Origin of the sequence: Mucilaginibacter yixingensis, from assembly GCF_041080815.1 — a bacterium.
Taxonomy (GTDB): Bacteria; Bacteroidota; Bacteroidia; order Sphingobacteriales; family Sphingobacteriaceae; genus Mucilaginibacter; species Mucilaginibacter yixingensis.
Map to the genome: position 1 here is coordinate 1,466,894 of NZ_CP160205.1, position 19,860 is coordinate 1,486,753.

Annotated in this window: 13 protein-coding genes; 11 read left to right on the top strand and 2 right to left on the bottom strand. The window is 44.9% G+C overall.

Going from position 1 to position 19,860, the window contains the following annotated elements:
* The 7 genes from ABZR88_RS06015 to ABZR88_RS06045 all read left to right on the top strand — a co-directional run bounded on the left by ABZR88_RS06015 (position 1) and on the right by ABZR88_RS06045 (position 13,721).
* Positions 1-3,291 (top strand): SusC/RagA family TonB-linked outer membrane protein, encoded by a 3,291-nt coding sequence (locus tag ABZR88_RS06015; RefSeq protein ID WP_107828319.1) that lies wholly within the window; start codon positions 1-3, stop codon positions 3,289-3,291.
* Positions 3,292-3,301: 10 nt separating this feature from the next.
* On the top strand, positions 3,302-4,804 hold the full coding sequence (locus ABZR88_RS06020) for a RagB/SusD family nutrient uptake outer membrane protein (RefSeq protein ID WP_107828318.1): 1,503 nt from the start codon (positions 3,302-3,304) through the stop codon (positions 4,802-4,804).
* A gap of 20 nt (positions 4,805-4,824) precedes the next feature.
* Positions 4,825-6,558 (top strand): fasciclin domain-containing protein, encoded by a 1,734-nt coding sequence (locus ABZR88_RS06025; RefSeq protein WP_107828317.1) that lies wholly within the window; start codon positions 4,825-4,827, stop codon positions 6,556-6,558.
* A gap of 42 nt (positions 6,559-6,600) precedes the next feature.
* Positions 6,601-8,175: a fasciclin domain-containing protein gene (locus ABZR88_RS06030; RefSeq protein ID WP_107828316.1), complete on the top strand. Its 1,575-nt coding sequence runs from the start codon at positions 6,601-6,603 to the stop codon at positions 8,173-8,175.
* A 14-nt stretch (positions 8,176-8,189) separates the two neighbouring features.
* Positions 8,190-11,420, top strand: coding sequence for a SusC/RagA family TonB-linked outer membrane protein (locus tag ABZR88_RS06035; RefSeq protein ID WP_107828315.1), 3,231 nt, complete (start codon positions 8,190-8,192; stop codon positions 11,418-11,420).
* Between the two features lie 23 nt (positions 11,421-11,443).
* Complete coding sequence (locus tag ABZR88_RS06040) at positions 11,444-13,216, top strand: RagB/SusD family nutrient uptake outer membrane protein (RefSeq protein ID WP_107828314.1); 1,773 nt, start codon at positions 11,444-11,446, stop codon at positions 13,214-13,216.
* Between the two features lie 163 nt (positions 13,217-13,379).
* Positions 13,380-13,721 carry a HopJ type III effector protein gene (locus tag ABZR88_RS06045; protein WP_107828313.1) on the top strand — a complete coding sequence of 114 codons (342 nt, stop codon included), beginning with the start codon at positions 13,380-13,382 and terminating at the stop codon, positions 13,719-13,721.
* Between the two features lie 6 nt (positions 13,722-13,727).
* Here the strand turns inward: ABZR88_RS06045 and ABZR88_RS06050 are convergent, their stop codons facing one another.
* Positions 13,728-15,044 carry a sensor histidine kinase KdpD gene (locus tag ABZR88_RS06050; protein WP_107828312.1) on the bottom strand — a complete coding sequence of 439 codons (1,317 nt, stop codon included), beginning with the start codon at positions 15,042-15,044 and terminating at the stop codon, positions 13,728-13,730.
* A 173-nt stretch (positions 15,045-15,217) separates the two neighbouring features.
* Here ABZR88_RS06050 and ABZR88_RS06055 point away from each other — a divergent pair, with 173 nt between their 5' ends.
* Positions 15,218-16,234, top strand: coding sequence for a class I fructose-bisphosphate aldolase (locus ABZR88_RS06055; protein WP_107828311.1), 1,017 nt, complete (start codon positions 15,218-15,220; stop codon positions 16,232-16,234).
* 70 nt (positions 16,235-16,304) lie between these two features.
* Complete coding sequence (locus tag ABZR88_RS06060) at positions 16,305-17,093, top strand: class I SAM-dependent methyltransferase (RefSeq protein ID WP_107828310.1); 789 nt, start codon at positions 16,305-16,307, stop codon at positions 17,091-17,093.
* 36 nt (positions 17,094-17,129) lie between these two features.
* Here ABZR88_RS06060 and ABZR88_RS06065 read toward each other — a convergent pair whose 3' ends face one another.
* A complete protein-coding gene (locus ABZR88_RS06065; RefSeq protein WP_107828309.1) occupies positions 17,130-18,020 on the bottom strand; it encodes a cation diffusion facilitator family transporter in 891 nt (296 codons plus the stop codon).
* A 168-nt stretch (positions 18,021-18,188) separates the two neighbouring features.
* Between ABZR88_RS06065 and ABZR88_RS06070 the strand changes: the two genes are divergently transcribed.
* Together ABZR88_RS06070 and ABZR88_RS06075 are read left to right on the top strand one after the other, a co-directional pair.
* A complete protein-coding gene (locus ABZR88_RS06070; protein ID WP_107828476.1) occupies positions 18,189-18,770 on the top strand; it encodes a Crp/Fnr family transcriptional regulator in 582 nt (193 codons plus the stop codon).
* Positions 18,771-18,841: 71 nt separating this feature from the next.
* Positions 18,842-19,738 carry an SDR family oxidoreductase gene (locus tag ABZR88_RS06075; protein WP_107828308.1) on the top strand — a complete coding sequence of 299 codons (897 nt, stop codon included), beginning with the start codon at positions 18,842-18,844 and terminating at the stop codon, positions 19,736-19,738.
* Positions 19,739-19,860: the final 122 nt, after the last annotated feature.

Sequence of the window (19,860 nt, forward strand, 5' to 3'; positions counted from 1 at the left end):
ATGAGAAGAATTTTTACCAGTTTTCTATACGCATTCGTCTGCTTGTGTATAAGTACGCTCGCCCATGCGCAAACTGCCGAGAAGATATTGATTAAAGGTAGGGTTGTAGATGCCAAAGATAAGTTGCCCGTAATAGGAGCAACCGTGTCTGAACAGGACGCAGACAAGCGTACTATTAATGCGATAGCGACAGACATCGATGGTAACTTTGCGCTGAAAATCAATAATCCGGCAAATAAAATTGTTATTTCTATTATCAGTTATAAAACGCTTTCGTTGCCTATCGGTACCCGCCGTCAGTTTAACGTTAGCCTGGAAAGCAGCTCTAACGACCTGAACGAGGTAGTTATTAAAGCCCGCACGCAGAGTGGTAACGGTACCGGTATGAATATCGATAAACGAGATCTTACCGTATCAAACTTTACCCTGAATGCTGCCGACGTAGAAACCCTGCAGGCTACTACTATAGACCAGGCTGTACAGGGCCGTTTACCTGGTGTGGATATCGTATCAAACTCGGGTGATCCGGGTGCGGGTATGTCTATCAAAATCAGGGGTACGGCATCGCTTAACGCTGGTTCTAATCCACTGATTGTGGTGGATGGCGTGCCTTATAATACAAGTGTACCTCAGGATTTCAACTTTGCTACAGCCAACAATACAGAGTATGCAGACCTGTTGGCTATTGCACCTTCAGATATTAAAGATATCTCGGTGTTGAAAGACGCGGCGGCTACCGCAGTTTGGGGTGCCAAAGCGGCTAACGGTGTATTGATCATTAACACTAAACGTGGTCAGGTTGGTCCGCCAACGGTTACTTATACCTTTAAAGGTTCTTCTACGCAGCAGCCTGGTTATATTCCGCTGCTTAACGGCGCCCAGTACACTACCTTCATCCCCGAGATGGTGATGAATGTAAATGGTGCACCGCTCAATACCTTTAACTTTAAAGAGTTTGAGAACGATCCGTATGATGTATATTACTACAAAAATTACAGCCAGAATACAGACTGGGTAAAAGCTATTTCACGCACAGGTAGTAACTACGATAATAACTTATCGGTTTCTGGTGGTGGCGAGAAAGCCCGTTATTTTGCCTCTGTAGGTTACAATAACCAAACGGGTACTACCATTGGTACTGGTTTAAACAGATTAAATACCCGTTTAAATCTGGACTATATTGTATCTGATAAAATCAAATTCTCTGCTTCTGTGGCTTATACCCACAGCAATACACTGTTTGACTATTCAAGCAAAAACGATGGTACCGGCGACGACAACGTTAGAACCATTGCCGCTATCAAAATGCCTAATGCCAGCATTTATGAGTATAACGAGTTTGGTTATTTAACACCAACGTATTTTTCTCCAGCTTCAGGCGCACAAGGTCAGTATCCGGCAATTTTTAACCCGGTAGCCATGGCTAATGCAGCGCAAAACAGCAAACTGGGTGACAGGATTACACCACACTTTAACGTTATTTATACTATTTCTCCGGCATTTACTGCTACTACAGATATTCAGTTTGATATCAATAACCAGAAACAAACCCGTTTCCTGCCGCAAATTGCAACCGGACGTCCGTTTACAGAAACAACAGTAAACAGCGGTTCTATTTCAGATTATGATACTTACTCTGTAACCACTAAAACCAACTTGCTTTTCAACCCAGATCTGGGCGAGAAACACAGCTTGCAAACATTGCTTTCTCTCCAAACAGAGGATGATAAAAGCTTAACAGTTGGCCAGGCTGTAACTAACACTGCATCAAGCACATTAACAGACCCTTCTGCGCCGGGCCGTACGCTGAGTGCTTACCCGGCATCAGTTAATCCGTTTACATCATCTATTGCGCAAACCAGAGATGTTGCCGCGGTAATGAGCGTGCAGTACAAATACCTTGACCGCTATATTATTGCTGTAGCTGCACGTGGTGAGGGTAACTCTATTTTCGGGCCAACTTACAGGTACGGTCTTTTCCCGTCAGTATCTACCCGATACAGGATGTCGGCCGAGCCGTTTATGAGGAAGTTTAGCGGCTGGCTGGATGATTTCAGTTTACGCGCCAGCTACGGTGTAACCGGTTCTGCGCCAGAAACTCCATATCTTTATTATGCAATTTATAACAGTACCCCAAGCAGTTATTTGGGTGTTAACGGCCTGCAGGCATCAAGCATCCAGCTTAACAACCTGCGCTGGGAGAAACTGCAAGGTTTAACATTGGGCTTTAGCACGGTGATGTTTAAAGGTCGTTTAAATATCGATCTGGACTTTTACCGCAACCAAACTCATGATCTGTTAAACAAAGACCTGGCAATTGCCAGCTATAACGGTTTCCCAACGCTGCCATATAACAACGTGGGTGTTATGCAAAACAGTGGTTTTGAGTTAAACATTATTACCACTCCATATAAGTCTAAAAATCTTAATATCGATTTCAACTTTAACATTGCCAATAACATTAACAAGCTGTTGCAGATCTCTCCTTATTATGCAACATCAAGCGGCAATATTACCACCAATGGCCAATACCTGAAAGTTCTGCAATTAGGCAACCCATTGGGTTCAATTTACGGTTATAAATTTAAAGGTGTTTATAAGGATGCCGATGCCACCATTGCCCGCGATGCCAGCGGTAATAAAATCGTAGCTCCGGATGGTACACCAGTGCAAATGCGCTTTAACTATCCACAGTCATCATACCTGTTCCAACCGGGTGATGCTATGTATGAAGACATTAACCACGACGGTAACATCAACGCTCAGGACGTAGTTTACCTGGGTAACGGTAACCCTAAATTTACCGGTGGTTTTGGTCCAACGTTTACTATTAAGAGCAAGTTTGTTATTTCGGCTTTCTTTAACTACAGAATTGGAGGCGACGCAATTAACATGACCAAAATGAACACAAGTAACGAGTATAGCTTTAATAACCAAAGTACCGCGGTATTGCGCCGCTGGCGTCATCCCGGCGATATCACCGATATCCCACGTGCGTTGTACAACACTGGTTACAACTGGTTAGGTTCAGATCGTTATGTAGAGAGCACTACTTATCTGCGTTTACGCTCTGTAACTGCGCGCTACAACTTTGCCAAAACCCTGGCAGCTAAAATTCACGCCAAAAGCATGAACGCTTATGTAACCGTAGAGAACCTGTTAACCTTTACGCATTACACTGGTCAGGATCCAGAGGTTGGCGGCACGTCAGATATTTACGGGCAAGTAGTAGATAACTCAGTTACACCACCTTTGAAGCAATTTACTTTAGGCTTATCAATAACATTTTAATTAACCGGCTATGTTAAAAAATTCCTTTCAAAAAATCACTTTATTGGTTTTGATAGCCGTATCGGCCTGTTCATGTAATAAATATCTGGAGCTGCGACCGCAAAACGGTGTAACCGCCGATCAGTTTTGGCAAACCAAAGAGCAATTGCAGTCTGCCGTTATTGGTTGCTACTATGCTATGGAGGCTAACCCAACCGCCAAACAGGTTACTCCTGCCGAATTATTTTTCGATTGGGGCGAACTGCGTGCCGATTTTATATCACCAGGTTTAGGTATCGCGACAGCAGAAAACGATATTATTAATACCAACATATTGCCTACCAACGCTGTTGTTAAATGGCAGCCTATTTACCGTGTTATTAACTTTTGTAACTACGTGCTTGATTTTGGCCCGGATGTAATTAAAAGAGATAACACACTTACGCAAGACCAGTTGAATAACTATTTGGGTGAAGCATTGGCACTGAGATCGCTCATGTATTTTTACCTGGTGCGTTCTTTTGGCGATGTGCCGCTAAAACTGCATTCAACCTCTACAGATGATGGTCTGCAACAATTGGCCAAAACCAAACAGGCTGATATCTTAAAACAGATTGTTGCCGACCTGAAAACTGCCGAAGGTTATTGCCCGGCGGCGTATTCAACAAACGCGTCTGATAAAGGTCGTGTCAACAAGTTTACTGTTGATGCTATTTTAGCCGATGTTTACCTGTGGATGGACGATTACGCTGATGCGATAACCGCTTGTGATAAGGTAATCAATTCTGGTAAATACGCCCTGGTACCAGGTGGCCCTAACTGGTTTAACATCCTTTATGGCGTAGGTAACTCTAATGAGGGCATATTTGAGCTGCAGTTTGATGCCGGTACGCTTAATCCATATTTTGCCATGTTCAGCTCTACCACAAGATATCGCTTTAAGGCCCAGCAAAGCATCATTGATAACTTCTATTCGCAAGATCTCAATAACCCGCTTAATTTCGATATCAGGGGTAATGACGTGGCTATCCATATTGCCGATGGTACTATTTATAAATACACCAACTTAACGGCAACAACCTTTAGAACTGCCGACGTATCTTATGCACACTGGATATTTTATCGTTTCGCGGATGTTTTGTTGATGAAGGCTGAAGCATGTGCAAACAGTAGCCGCGGACAGGAGACATTAGATATTATTAACCAGATACGGACGCGTGCAAATGCCTTACCGGCTACAGTACAAAGCCCGGATGTTGCAGATGTTAACGGTTTAACAAACTATATACTTGCAGAGCGTGCGCGCGAGTTTCCGTATGAGGGCAAACGTTGGTATGATTTACTGAGGATTGCTAAAAGGAACAATTTTGCCCGTAGAGACGTACTGCTGGCAGCTGCATCTGTAAGCGTACCGCCGCTGTACCAACAATCGGCCTTTTCAAAGATCCAGGATGGTAATTTCCTTTATTTCCCTGTTCCGCAGGACGATATACAGAATGATCCAAATCTGGTTCAAAATCCATTCTATAAATAAACAGATTAACGTTAGAAGATATGAAAACAGTTATTAACGGAATGCGATATTACTTGCTGCTTTGTATGGCAGCTGTAACGCTCTTAATGTCTGCTAATGGTTGCAAGCAAGATCACCTTACTTTAACAACAACCAATACAGTAAACCTGTATACCTATATGCAGCAAAACCCAACGCAGTTTTCAATGTTCACGCAGATCATTGATAAGGCGGGTTACGCAAGCTTTTTTAACACATATGGTGCCTATACCTTTTTTATACCTAATAATGATGGTGTAACGGCTTACCTTAAGGCAACAGGCAAAGCCAGTGTAGACGCAATTGACGCCGCAACGGCAAAAAGCTTAATAGGTATTGCTGTAGTTGCCGATACTATTAGCACCAATAACTTTAGCGATGGTAAAATGCGTACGGCCACAAACAGCGGTCAGTACCTTATTACTGCTACCAGAACGGTAAACAATGTATCAACAACTGTAATCAATAAACAAGCCAATCTGGTTAAATCAAACATTCGATTGGGCAACGGTATATTGCATGTAATTGATAATGTATTGCAGCCGGCCACATTAACGTTGGCTCAAACCATTGAGAAAGATTCCCGGTACACCATTTTCCTTCAGGCGCTAAAAGAAACCGGCTTTTACGATACGCTTAATGTAGCATCTTCGGTAGCTACAGACCCTACGCGCAAATACCTCACCGTAATTGCCGAAACTGACAGCGTGTTTAAAGCAGCAGGTTTCAATACATACGCGCAACTTAAAGCAAGATACTCTACCCAGGGCGACCCTAAAAACCACGCCGATAGTCTTTGGTTATTTATGGGTTATCACGTTTGGCCAGAGCTGTCATACGTGTCAGATATCAGCGTTATTCTTTCGCACCCAACCCTGGCACCACAGGAGATCACCACCAGCCAGCTGGTGTTGCCAAACGTATTATTGAACAATGATACTTTCAACGGCAAGTTAGAACCGGGGCAGGCGCTTAATCGCTCAACCAGCGACGTATCTACCACCAGCGGTGTTTTACATAACGTGAACACCCATTATACCATTAAAATCCGTGTACCATCTGCCGTGTATTTTGATTGCGCGGCACAACCGGAAATTATTAAAACCCCGGGCCTCTACAGAAGTGGCGTAGCGGTTAATAATAAATTCGTATTGGGTACGCTTTCTCAGGTTGCTATGGTGGGCAAAGGCACCAACGGTAACGGTGTGGTTTATCAATCGCAAACACCTGCCGCCGCTGCTACCGGAAATAGTTACTATTATGGTTTAGACTGGCTTGAACCTAACGTACGTTTCAGGTTGGGTAATGACGGTTTACAAACTATAGAGTTTACCACTCCGGTAATTGTAAAAGGTACTTATAAAATATGGTTTGATTATAAACGTAACGGTAGTGGTAAGGTAGTACTTACTTATTTTGATAACGTACCGCTGCCAAACCTGTTGAACAATAAAGATCAGCTAAACTTTGCCGAGAGCCCTGCCCAGGCAGAAGCACGTGGCTATAAGAGCTACTCTGAAGCGCCGGCCAATAATGCTACAACTCCATATTTTGATTTTGTAGGCAGATTGCTTGGTGTGGTAGTTATCAAAACAACTGGCCCGCATAAAATCAGATTTGAAACAACTACAGACTCTAGTACCAACTCTGGTATGGTTTGGGATGCTATTGAGTTCAGGCCGATTGATATGGATCAGCTGAATCCGAAACTGGGTAGAGACGGAACGCTGAAATAGGCAGATACGAACTATTTTTTAAACTAAAACGATCAGATAAAAATGATTAATAATAAAGTAAAATATCTTTTAATGCTGATATGCTCCGTGGCATTGTTGAGCGCTTGCAAAAAACAATGGGATCAGCGTACTGCCATTGCCAACCAGCAATTGAATGTTACGCTGATAGAGCAGATCAAGGCCAATCCAAACCTGAGTACTTTTGCAAAGTACTTAACGCAAACAGGTTTGGATCAGGTGCTGGCGTCGTCAAAAACGTTTACCGTTTTTGCGCCAACTAACACCGCCATGCAATCGCTTGATCCGGCCGTTGCGAGTGATCCTGTTCAATTGAAGTTGTTCATCTCAAACCATATTGCCAATCAAACTTACCTGGCATCTGGTATTCAAGGGTCTATCCGTATCCATACGCTGACCGGCAAAAACGTAACCTTTACCCGCACAACGGTCGAAGATGCTAATATTACTACTGCAGATCAGTATGTTAGCAACGGTACGCTTAACATTATAGACAAAACGTTGCCGGTTAAATTAAACATATCTGACTTTGTGAGGAGCCTTACTACGGTGGGCGCCTTACAAAGCGCTTATGTAAAGAGTCAGGATACCAGCTATACAGATACAACTCAAGCCACGGTACAGAGCCTTGATCCTAAAACCGGTAAGCCTATTCTGGTACCAGGTACAGGTGTGGTGAAGTATAACAAATACTTCAAAAAAACAGCAGCGCTGGACAATGAGGACAGTACCTATACTTACATCGTATTGACTGATGCAGCCCTGAATACAGAACGCGGTAAAGTGAGTAAGTACTTTACCACTGTAACCAACTCTGTAGATACCACCACCAGGCTGGCTTCATTCAACGTATTGAAAGATGTAGCTATCCGTGGGATGGTTAAACCGGCAGATCTGCCAGCCAGCCTTAAATCTGTAAATGGAGTTAACGTGCCTATTGATCAAAGCGCTATTGTGCAAACCTATAATGCCAGCAACGGTATTGTGTACGTAATGAGCGCGGTTAACTTCGCCGTTTCAGAAAAAATCACATCCATCACTATCCAGGGCGAGTTTCCGTCATTCTTTACGCGTGCAGACAGGGCGTCACTGGCGCAGTATCGCATCAGACCAGACATCAATGGCAAAACTTATAACGATATGTTTTTGCAGTTCTCAAGTAGTACTACACTGGCCTCATTTTTTGCAGCATATAGGGTAAGCGGTCTTAACACCTGCCAATACAGAGTTTATCTGAGGGCGGTTAACGATACTTTATTTAACCATATTGCTAAGCCAGGTAATATTTCGCAAAGGATAACCTTTGGTCAGGTAAGTTCAATAGCCGTAACAGATGCCGCCACCGGAACGTTAACCGCCACCACGGCCGTAAACTATCCGTACCAGAACAGCACTCCATACAATTATGTGCCGATGGAGTACACAGGCGCTACTGCGGGCACTATTACTGCCAACTCAACCATCAATGTTGTGGGTGGAATGCTTAACGTGACTAAACTTTCAACTATTAATATGTATTTGCAGGCGGCCAACAGTACAACGGTGAACGCGAACAACTTATTGATAGATTACATTAGACTGGACCCTGTTATACAATAAACCCATTTTACCTTATGCAAAATTTTACGAAATCAATTGGTTTGCTCCTTTCTATATGCTTATTGAGCAGCATAAAGGTGATGGCACAACAGTCGGGTGGTAAGTCTGTGAATATGGCAGATAGTGTTGCACGTTATCGTCAAGACTCTATTGCACGTGCTAATGCACCAAAAGCCACCGGTAATATTAAAGACGGAGCCACCGGCAAGCCGGTATCCGGTGTAAGTGTAAGCGTAGATGGTTATTCTGCTGCACTTACTGATGACCATGGTCACTTCAGCGTATCGGTGCCAAGTTACGATGCCGTGCTGATGGTATCGTTCCAAGGTTATCAAAAGAAGTATGTACCGTTGAAAGGTCAGCATACTATTCCAGACGTGATCTTGTTTGAAGATACCTATAGTTCTATTTATGACGAAGCAAAGCTGCCTTTCAGCAACGTACCTGCCTCAAAGCTGTCAAACGCTGTATCCAGCGTTAATACCTTTGGTGCATGGGAGCCTTCAAAGCTTGAAACAGCAGACTCATATCTGCAAGGCAAGGTAGCAGGCTTAAATGTAGTGCGCCGTTCAGGTACGCCAAATGTTGGCGCTAACTTGTTTCTGCGTGGTTTCAGTTCGTTGTATGGCACCAATGCTCCATTAATTGTATTGGATGGTATGATCTTCGATACCCAGCGATATGGTAACTCCATAATTGCAGGGCACGTAACTAACCCGTTTGAAACACTCGATCTGCATGATGTGGATAACATCACCGTGCTAAAAGATGCGCAAGCCGGTATTTATGGTACCAAAGGTGCTAACGGTGTAATCCTCATCACCACCAATTCTAACCCAGATCTGGCTACCAAAATTGACCTTGGCTTATACTCAAGCTATAACTACATGCCGCAGAGTGATCTGTTGCCGTTAATGCAGTCTAAAGATTACCGCGTGTATCTGTCAGACCTGCTGCATACCACGCCATTAAGCCAGGATCAGATTGCGTCGTTACCGTTTATGAATGATAATGCGGCGTCAAATCCAGACTATTACGTTTATCATAACAACACCAACTGGCAAAAGCAGTCTTTTGCTAATGGCTATAACAAAAACGTTGATTTACGTGTATCTGGTGGTGATAACATTGCCCGTTACGTATTGTCTATGCAGTATGGTAACAATAAAGGCATCACACCTTATACAGATTTAACTAAATATAGCACCCGCTTTAACGGTAACCTTAACATTAGTAAAAACTTTACTATCAATACCACGCTGGCTTTTGCTTACAACTCGCAGAACCTGAAAGATCAGGGTGTGGCGCCCAGAACCAGCCCTAGTTTCCTGAGCTTAATTAAATCGCCATTATTGCGTACTCAACAGGTAAACTCGTCTGGTATTGAATCGCCAAACCAGGCTGACGTTGACATTTTTAATTACAGTAACCCTGCTGTTTTGTTAAGCAAAACACAAGAGTCAAACCAATACTACCGGTTCTTTGGTAACTTTGATTTCAAATATCAAATCAGCAAATTTTTTGCTGCACAAAGTTTGATTGGCGTTACTGCTGATAAAGTACGCGAGAATACCTTTATTCCACGTACTGGTGTAACAGGCGATACCCTGGCAAACGGACAAATTATCTTTAACCGTTTGGGTAGCCAGGTACAGCGCTTGTTTAACCTGTATAGCGATACCTACTTATCTTACAATCGTACCTTCAACCGCATCCACCAGCTGAATGCTTATTTAGGTATGCGTTATACCCAGTCAAACAACTACAGTAATATTGACCTGGGCTATAACTCGGCTATTGACCAATTGGTGAGTGTTACCTATTCTGTGCCTGCACTGCGCATAGCTGGCGGCGATTTAGGTGCTTACCGCTGGTTTAGCAATTACTTTAATGTAAACTACGAGCTTTCTAACAAATACATCTTCGGATTCAACGTTACCGCCGATGCTTCTTCAAGATTTGGCACAAATGTACCGGGCGCGTTGCACGTGGGGGGTACCAGCTACGCGGTGTTGCCATCGGGTTCTGCAGCATGGATTATGTCATCAGAGCGCTTTATGTCTGGTCTGAAGTTCATAGAGCTACTGAAATTGCGCGCCAGCTACGGGTTAACCGGTAATGATGATATTGGTAATTATGCTGCCCGTCAGTACTATGTATCACAAAATCTGCTGGGTCAGCAAGGTTTGGTACGTGGTAGCTTTGGCAACCCTGGTTTGCAATGGGAGTTGAACAGAAAGCTGGATCTGGGTCTGGACGCGTCCTTTTTGCAAGACCGCTTGAATGTTACTGCCGATTACTATCGTAACGTAACCGATAAGATGATTACACAAACACCGGCCCCGGTTGTATCTGGTGTTTCTTATGCCATTACTAATGATGGCGGTATGCAAACTAACGGCGTTGAGTTAAGTGTAAATGGCCGTATTATTAGCAAACCTAATTTTAAATGGGATCTGGGTTTCAACATTGCTACTTACCGCAACAAAATCACTAAACTGCCGGCTAACAACTTGATTAATCAATATGCTGGCGCAAATATCATCACCAGTATTGGCAGCCCGGTTGCCGAGTTTTATGGCTATAAAACCAATGGCGTTTATGCCAGCAACGCAGAGGCCGCTTCTGCAGGCATCAGCGTAAGAAATGCTGCCGGAACGCTTATTCCTCAACAAGGTGGCGATATGCGCTTTGTTGATGTAAACGGCGATAAAGTGATTGATAGCAAAGACATGCAGGTTATTGGCAACCCTAACCCTGATTTTGTTGGTGGTATTACAACTGGTTTTACTTACAAAAGAATTAGCCTGAATGCGTTGATTTCATTTGTAAAAGGCAATCAGGTATATAACTACACCCGCAGGATGCTGGAGTCTGAAAGCAACTTCTACAACCAAACCCTTGCTATTAACAACAGATGGCGTGGTGATGGCCAGGTAACCTCTATCCCGAGAGCATCATACGGTGATCCAAGTGGTAACTCAGCGTTTTCTGACCGTTGGATTGAAGACGGTTCTTATATCCGCCTGCGCAGCGTAACTGCCAGCTATGACGTACCATTTAAAGCCAAATACTTTAAATACGTAAAGGTTTATGTAACAGGTTATAACCTGCTAACCTTTACCAAATACCTGGGTTACGATCCGGAGTTTGCGGCTAATGAGAACGTGCTGTTGCAAGGTATTGATACCGGGCTCGAGCCACAGATTAAGAACATACAATTGGGCATACGCGTAGGCATATAATCACTAACAGAACTGTGACGATCATGAAAAGAAATTATATTAAATCCGTTTATAAAATCGCACTGGCGTGTTGCGTGATTGCAACCTGCTCTTGCAAAAAAGCACTGGATCTGAAACCTAAAGATCAGGTAGATGTTACCAATGCCTACCAGAACGTTTACGATGCCAACGCAGCTGTTATTGGTATTTACGGGCAGTTGTTGGGTATTGCAGACCGCTACATTGTACTGAATGAGCTGCGTGCCGATTTGATGAGCCCTACAGCTAATGCAGACCAATACCTGCGTCAGTTAAATGAGCACTCAGAAACTGCCGACAATCCGTGGGTCGACCCTAAGCCGTGGTACAAAATCATCCTGAACATCAATGATGCCATGTATCACTTTGATGATATGTACAAAACCGGCAAGCTGAAAACAACAGACTACCAGGAGCGTTACTCTGACCTTGGTTCGCTGCGTTGTTGGTTATACTTGCAGTTAGGTATGCACTACGGATCAATTCCGTATGTTACAGATCCGCTGGCCAGTATTGACGATTTGAAAGATCAGAGCAAATATCCAAAAATGGCTTTCAGCGATATTTTGAAAAAGCTGGCTGCTTTTATGAATGATCCAATCAGGTCATTAGAAACATATTCAGCTGCTGATCCTATTACCGGAGCCACCAACTCGGCGCTTAATACTACTATAGATGGTAATAGCACCAGTTTGTTCTTTGCGCTTAAATATGCTATTAAGGGTGATGTTAACCTTTGGGCCGGTAATTACAAAGATGCATCTACAGCTTATAAATACCTGATGGAGTATGGCGCCCAGCGTGGTCCGTACGGCGATGGTGCTGCTCAGAAATACTGGTATTATAAAGTATGTAGCGACGTATTTAATATCAGCTACACCAATAACACAGACGCCCTTTTTGTTGACGGAACTACTGCCGGTTACCGCGAAATTTTTGCCAATGCCACCGGTACTAACGTTGGTAATGAGCACTTATGGCGTATGCCTTTCAGTACCACATTTGGTCCGCAAAATCCGTTTATTAACCTGTTTTCAAACCAGGGGGGCAGCTATTTGCTTACCGTGTCTAAGGCGCTGGTTAACAACTGGAACTCGCAGATGCAAAATAATGGGTTTCCTTATGATGCGCGTAGCCGCGTGGCTGTAAGAACCATTAACGGACAGCCGGTGATTATGAAGCAGCTGTATTTTTACCTTAACGGTACTACGTTCTTGCCAAATAGCTTATTGTCTAAACAAGGTTACTGGTTAATTTACCGTACCTCAATGTTACAGCAACACTTTGCAGAATCAGCATTGCAGGACGGGCAGAACAAAATAGCATATTCTTTACTGAATGTGGGCATCAGAAGCATGTACAACCCTTACGCACCAAGCGTGCCGCCAAGCAGCTATGACGTAACCAATACCGAGCAAACTTTTTTACCGGCACCTTATGATTTTGATGCACGTAGCGGTGGCCCGCAGGGTTACCATAAAGACTGGTATCGTGAGGTTGGTACCCGCAGCCGCGCTAACCTGGTGCGTCTGGATACCACCATTATTAGCAGACCGCTGGATCTGGAAAATGAGATTGTTAACGATAGCGGACGCGAGCTTTGCTTTGAAGGCGTACGCTGGGGCGATTTAGTGCGCGTAGCACTGCGTCGTAATGATCCTTCATTTTTGGCCAATAAAATTGGCGACAAGCTGGTTGCAGAAGGCAATCCTAACGCCGAGGCAGTACGCAAAAAGCTAATGACCGTTAGCAACTGGTATCTGCCATTCAAGCTGTAATTTCTCCTGGAGAGCATTAAATAAGAAACGGCTGCATTGTTAATCAATGCAGCCGTTTGTGTTACATACGTGTTTGGGGGTAGATTTTAGTGTCGCTTTGTCCTTCAAAAACTTTTAATAAAAACGGCTTACAATTGTAGCTTTGCGGCCAAATATATTTTGCATGAAAGACCAATTAAATACCTTACTAAGCAGTTTAAAACAAGGAAGCGTTGCGTTTAAAGACGTTATTGCATTTATTGAGACCTACTATCAGCATCAGCCTACGGCGTTTAAAAATGGCGAGACTTATAATGAGGCTACGCAAAATCAGGGTAGCGCCAAGGTTTTTTCTTTCGCACAACTGAATAATTTGAGCAAAGAAGATACGCTTTATCTGTTTGCCGAGCATTACCAGGCTGTATTAGATACGCCAGAAGCTATAGATCATCAAAACATCAGGCAATTTATGGCTCATGGCTGGCCGGGAGTAGTTTTTGAGGGGCAGGCTTTAACGGCTAAATAATAGTATTTAGAGCATTATTTCTGGCACCGCTACGGCGGTTGCCGGAAGCTCGACAAAGAAGGTTGTACCGCTTTGCGCATCGCAATTAAACCAGATGCGGCCACCAAGAAAGGCCGTGTATTCGCGGCATAGCGCCAGGCCTAAACCGACACCGGTTTCATTGGCTGTACCGGCTGTAGATACGGTACTGAAGTCAAATATATCGTCGTTAAGGTTGGTTGGTGTGCCGTTGCCGCTGTCTTTCACAATAATCAGGCAGCTGCTGTTAGTCTGTCCGGCACTAACGCGTACTTTACCGCCCGGCGAGGTGAATTTGATGGCATTGTTGAGCAAGTTGCGCACAATTAGCAGCACCATATCTGCGTTACCCCAAATGGTGGCATCGGCTACCAAAATGTCCTCCAGTACTATTTGTTTCCGGTTGGCAATATTGCTGAACAGCTGAACAACAGGCTCCAGCAAAACGGCAACATTTAGCGATTCTACCAAGGGTTTAGAACCACCCAGTTGACTTTTAGACCACTGCAAAACATTGTCTACCATATCTAAAGTGCATTTGGTAGATCGCAGTAACTGCACTTTGATTTCACGCTTTTCCTCTTCGGTCAGGTCATACTCTACCAATAGTTCCAGGTAGTTTTGTATATGCGCCAGCGGGCTCCGTAAATCGTGCGAGATGATAGAGAATAACTTGTTTTTTTCGGCATCAAGCACCTTTAGTCGTGCTGCGTTTTGCTGGGCCTCCCGGCGTTCTGTTTCATAGCGGCTGCGAATAATATAAAAACATGCCAGCACCATCACAGTAACGGTAAGATAGGCTGATGAAACATCAACGTATCTGTCGGCTATGGCTGGATAGGTAAACGGCACAGTTGAGGGATCAAAGTATTGAATAATGTGCAAGCCCAGAAATAACAGCACATTACAACCCACCCAATACCAGTATTCACTCACCGGCACAATGGCTACCATTACCACCAGCATCAACAAAAAGAAATAGCCTGTAGGGCCGTCAATACCCGAGTTTAAAAAGTAGTTGGCTACAAAAAGCAGATTACCGATGATGCAGAAAACAATGCGCGATACGGCTGTATGGCCGCGAAAGCGTGAGAGATAATATAAAACAGCCACCGCAGCGCCGGTTATACCACTGGCCAGCGCAATAGCAGGCAAACCAACCACCCAGTTAAGCGGAACATTATACGCCAGTGCTGCTACGCAAATAGCCAGTACAGAATGAAAAATACGTACCGTTAAAGGGAAATCTTGCGATGAGCCGCCAATTTTATCCTTAACGCGCCTGATGGAAGCAGGGATGTTCAATAGCTTAATTTTTGCGCTTTAAATATAGCTAAAATGTGTAGGTTATAGGTTGACTGGAGGAGAAGGTCTGAAAATTTACACACACAAAACCAATTAAGAAAAACTTAAACCAAAACAGAGTGAAACAACGCCGGTTTTGAGGTGTTTGTTTATCACACAAAATACATAAGGTTATGGATATCAACTTGCTGAAGGGAACAGTTAGCAGAATGCTGGCCGACGATAAAGGCCTGCTGGCTATGGACGAAAGTATACCTACCGCCAACAAACGGTTTAAGGCGCTGGGCATTCCGGAGACGGAGGAATACCGCCGTAAATACAGGCAGTTGATTGTAACCACGCAGGGGTTGGAGGAGTACATCAGCGGTGCAATTCTGTTTGATGAAACCATTCATCAGCAAACAGACGACGGCCGGTCAATGCTAGCCATTCTGAAGGAAAAAGGTATTGTTCCCGGCATCAAGGTTGATCAGGGTACGGTAGATCTGCCCGGCTTTCCGGGCGAGAAGATTACCGAGGGGTTAGACGGACTGGCCACCCGCCTGGCCAACTATGCCAAACAAGGCTTGCTGTTTGCCAAGTGGCGCGCTGTTATTACCATAGGTAATGATATCCCAACGCCCATGGGTATTAAAGCCAACGCATTTGTGCTGGCCCGATATGCCGCGCTGTGTCAGCAAGTCGGATTAGTGCCGATTGTTGAACCTGAAGTGCTCATGGATGGCAGCCATACGCTGCAAAGATGTGCCGAGGTAACGGAGCAGGTTTTGCATGCGGTTTTTGCTGCCCTTCATCACATGAAGGTGGTTTTGGATGGAATAATACTGAAACCCAATATGGTGTTGCCGGGTAAAGATTGCCCCGTGCAGGACGATCTGGAAGCCGTGGCCGATGCTACCATACAATGCTTTATGCGATCTGTGCCGGCAGCGGTACCGGGTATTGCATTTCTATCAGGCGGGCAATCGGCGCAACTGGCTACCGAGCGGTTAAATACAATGCACATCGGGTATCCCGATATGCCTTGGGCGCTCACCTTCTCGTTCTCCCGCGCCATACAACAACCAGCATTGGATAAATGGGCCGGCAAAGATGAAAACGTAGCAGCAGCGCAGCAATTGTTGTATGAACGAGCAGGGCTCAATGCCGAAGCCCGGCAGGGAAGTTATATGCCGGTGATAGAAAAATGATGTTTTCGGCGCTTGTAGAGCTATCTAAGATGGATTAGTTTACAAAGACATATTAAAAATCTTACAAGCCATGGGATCACAAGCTAAACAGGCAGCGCTTTGGGGCCAACGCCCCGGCGACTGGGCGTCTATACAGGAGCGAACCTGCGACGCTGGGTACTATTATGCACTAAACTTGCTGAAACCAACGGGGGCGGATACCCTGTTGGATATAGGCTGCGGCACCGGCCTCTTTTGCCAAATGGCCGTACAGGCAGGGGCCCAGGTAACCGGTTTTGACGCTACTCAGCAGTTTATTGAACAAGCCCGGAGGCGCGTGCCGGGAATAGATTTTGTGGTGGGCGAAATGGAGGAACTGCCTTTTCAGGATAGTAGTTTTGATATAGTAACCGGCTTCAATTCGTTCCAGTATGCGGCTAATGTTTCCAATGCCTTGGCTGAGGCTAAGCGTGTACTAAAACCGGGTGGCAAATTGGTGACCATGATATGGGGTAACCGGGAAGATTGCGAGGCTGCCAGTTTTTTGAAAGCAATAGGTGCGTTGATGCCACCACCTCCGCCAGGCGCTCCCGGGCCGTTTGCGTTGACGGAGAATCATTTATTGGAGGATCTGCTAACCCAAACGGGTTTCCGGATTATTGATAATTACGATGTGCCCACACCCTGGGAATATGATGATAGAGAAACGGCTTTAAAAGGTTTGCTCTCGGCAGGGCCGGTTGCTAATGCAATAGCTTTTAGTGGTTTGGATAAAACGATGGAGGTTGTAGCCGGGGCTATTGCTGAATATGTAAAGCCTGATGGCCGGGTGATCTATCAAAATAAATTCAGGGTGATTACATCATTGAAGCCTCAATAGGGCAGGGCGTTATATTTGATATTTTATCAGCAAACACTAACGGCCGTCATACGGCTCAATGTGGATGAGTACGTCTTTGATGTTCATATCGCTGTGCAGCAACAGGTCTTTTACCTGATGGGCAATCTCGTGGCCGCGTTGCACCGTCATGTCAGGATCTACCTGAACGTGGAGGTCGACAAAGTAATCGAATCCCATTTTGCGTACAAAGGTTTTTTCAATCATCCTTACATCCTGAACGCTGGCGGCCAGTTCGCGCACCTGTTCAACAATTTCTTCGGATGGGGCGGCGTCCATAATTTCGCCCAGGGCTGGTCGTAATATACCGATGGCGTTAAAAATAATGACGCCAGAGGCTAGCAATGCAGCCCAATCGTCGGCAGATTCATGGCCTTTGCCCATGATTAGCGCTACGGAGATGCCAATAAAAGCTGCAACAGATGTAATGGCATCACTACGGTGATGGTAAGCATCGGCAATAACGGCGTTGCTCTTTAGTTGACGGCCTACCGCCCGTACATACCTGAACATGATCTCTTTAATCACCATCACAATCATCAAAACAGCCAACGTAAAGCGTTTAGGCAACTCATGCGGCGTCTGGATCATTTCAATGGCATGGAAACCAATCCAAAAGGCTGCACCAATCAAAAAGATAGAGATCATTACCGCGGCAATTGGCTCAGCCTTTCCGTGACCGTAGGGGTGTTGTTTATCCGCCGGTTTTACGGCAAGGCGCAGTGCCAGCAATAGCAGGCCCGAACTGAATACATCGGCACCGGTTTCTGTAGCATCGGCAATCAATGCATAAGAATGACCGAGGTGCCCTGAAATGGCCTTCAGAAATACTAATATGATACTGATAACAATGCCCACCTGCGTGGTGCGCAAAGCTTTTGAAGTAGTGTGGTTACCGGCAGCTTCCATATAACGGCGGCAAAGTTAGGGTATTTACCGGGCTATGCCGATAATGTTGAAGAAATGTGGGAAAACTATTTTACCTCCAACAACTACAGTGATGCGTTGTTTGACGCCTGTTTGGCGTTTTTATTTGTTTGTTCAACCCATCGGCCTTTGTTATTTTTGAGTTTGACTATGAAAACTGAGTTTGAAAGTTACCTGCGCTCTGAGACCGCATTATCAGCAGCAGAGATTCGTTTGATAAGTGATTGCGCCGATACACGGAAACTACACCGTAATGAAGCCTTGTTAACTCCTGGTGAAGTTTGTCGGCATAAAGTTTTTATAGCGAAGGGCATGCTGCGCACATATTCGGTGAAAGAGGATGGGAGCGAGCATATACTGCAATTCTCGCCAGAGCATACATGGACGTTAGACGCCGAGAGCTATGATACGCAAACACCGAGCCGCTACTACATCAGCGCTATAGAAAATAGCGAAGTATTGCTTTGGACGAGGAACGATTTTTTGCGCTTGCTATCAGAATTGCCCTTATTGAAGAAATATGCCGACCATATTGTTTCCAGAACAATGCATAGCACCCGCCAGCGCCTGCACACCACGTTGAGCGGAACGCCCGAAGAAAAGTATGATGACTTTGTGCAGCATTACCCTAATTTGCTGACGCGACTGCCATTGCGTATGATTGCTGCTTACCTGGGCATCTCCCTAAAAACACTTACCCGTTTGCGCAGCGCACAGCTGCAACGCTCGTAAAATATGGTCAAATGACCTCGTTTTGCCACCCTTTTTGATTGATTTTTGTTGTCAATAAAAATTAATCTCCTATGCGTGTATATGTTACAGGAGCCTCTGGTTTTGTAGGCTCTGCCATTGTAAAAGAATTATTGTCGGCCGGTCATGAGGTGGTTGGCCTTGTCCGTTCTGATGAAGCTGCCGCTAAGCTGGCCGCTACCGGTGCCACCGTTTATCGGGGTAACCTGGACGATGTAGAAAGTGTTAAACAAGGTGTCATCGGTTGTGACGCCGTGATCCATACCGCCTTCAATCATAATTTTGCCAATTTTAAAGAGAATTGCGAAAGCGACCGACGGATTATCGAGGCGCTGGGTTCGGCATTAGCAGGTTCAGACCGGCCGTTGGTAATTACCTCCGGTATTGGTTTGCTGAACGGTAAAAGCGGGGTAGTTACTGAAAATGATCTGCCTGCGGTTAGTTCTAACGTAATGCCGCGTGTGGCATCTGAAGAGGCAACCCGGGCCGTGGCAGCCAAAGGTGTTAAGGCTTATATTGTGCGTTTGCCACCTACTGTTCATGGTGCAGGAGATCATGGTTTTGTGCCGATGATTATTGGTATGGCCAAAGAGAAAGGCGAGTCGGCCTATATTGATGAAGGCAAAAACCTCTGGCCTGCGGTACACCGTTTTGATGCAGCGGTGTTGTATCGCCTCATTATTGAGCAGCAACCCAAACAGCAGGTGTTTCACGCAGTGGCCGAACAAGGTATCTCATTTAAACAAATTGCCGAAAAGATAGGCGAGGGCCTGCATTTGCCGGTGGTAAGTAAAACGGGGGACGACGTTGCAGCGCATTTCACCTGGTTCAGTCATTTTGCAGCTATGGATTGCAAGGCCTCGGCAGTGTTAACTAGTAAGGCGCTGGGTTGGGAGCCAAACCAGGCTGATTTGTTGGTTGATATGGTTGAGGGTGGTTATTTTGATTAAGTTATTAATGAACATAATATCTTTACGTATAAAGGGCTGCTAATTGGCAGCCTTTTGTACGTAAAATAGTCATCATTATTATCTATCGTTTCTTTTTGTAAATGTAAAATTTACACTTATTA

What these genes read in the sequence shown, in the direction of transcription:
- ABZR88_RS06015 (WP_107828319.1), top strand. Translation starts at nt 1, where the DNA reads ATGAGAAGAATTTTTACCAGTTTTCTATACGCATTCGTCTGCTTGTGT.
- ABZR88_RS06020 (WP_107828318.1), top strand. Translation starts at nt 3,302, where the DNA reads ATGTTAAAAAATTCCTTTCAAAAAATCACTTTATTGGTTTTGATAGCC.
- ABZR88_RS06025 (WP_107828317.1), top strand. Translation starts at nt 4,825, where the DNA reads ATGAAAACAGTTATTAACGGAATGCGATATTACTTGCTGCTTTGTATG.
- ABZR88_RS06030 (WP_107828316.1), top strand. Translation starts at nt 6,601, where the DNA reads ATGATTAATAATAAAGTAAAATATCTTTTAATGCTGATATGCTCCGTG.
- ABZR88_RS06035 (WP_107828315.1), top strand. Translation starts at nt 8,190, where the DNA reads ATGCAAAATTTTACGAAATCAATTGGTTTGCTCCTTTCTATATGCTTA.
- ABZR88_RS06040 (WP_107828314.1), top strand. Translation starts at nt 11,444, where the DNA reads ATGAAAAGAAATTATATTAAATCCGTTTATAAAATCGCACTGGCGTGT.
- ABZR88_RS06045 (WP_107828313.1), top strand. Translation starts at nt 13,380, where the DNA reads ATGAAAGACCAATTAAATACCTTACTAAGCAGTTTAAAACAAGGAAGC.
- ABZR88_RS06055 (WP_107828311.1), top strand. Translation starts at nt 15,218, where the DNA reads ATGGATATCAACTTGCTGAAGGGAACAGTTAGCAGAATGCTGGCCGAC.
- ABZR88_RS06060 (WP_107828310.1), top strand. Translation starts at nt 16,305, where the DNA reads ATGGGATCACAAGCTAAACAGGCAGCGCTTTGGGGCCAACGCCCCGGC.
- ABZR88_RS06065 (WP_107828309.1), bottom strand. Translation starts at nt 18,020, where the DNA reads ATGGAAGCTGCCGGTAACCACACTACTTCAAAAGCTTTGCGCACCACG.
- ABZR88_RS06070 (WP_107828476.1), top strand. Translation starts at nt 18,189, where the DNA reads ATGAAAACTGAGTTTGAAAGTTACCTGCGCTCTGAGACCGCATTATCA.
- ABZR88_RS06075 (WP_107828308.1), top strand. Translation starts at nt 18,842, where the DNA reads ATGCGTGTATATGTTACAGGAGCCTCTGGTTTTGTAGGCTCTGCCATT.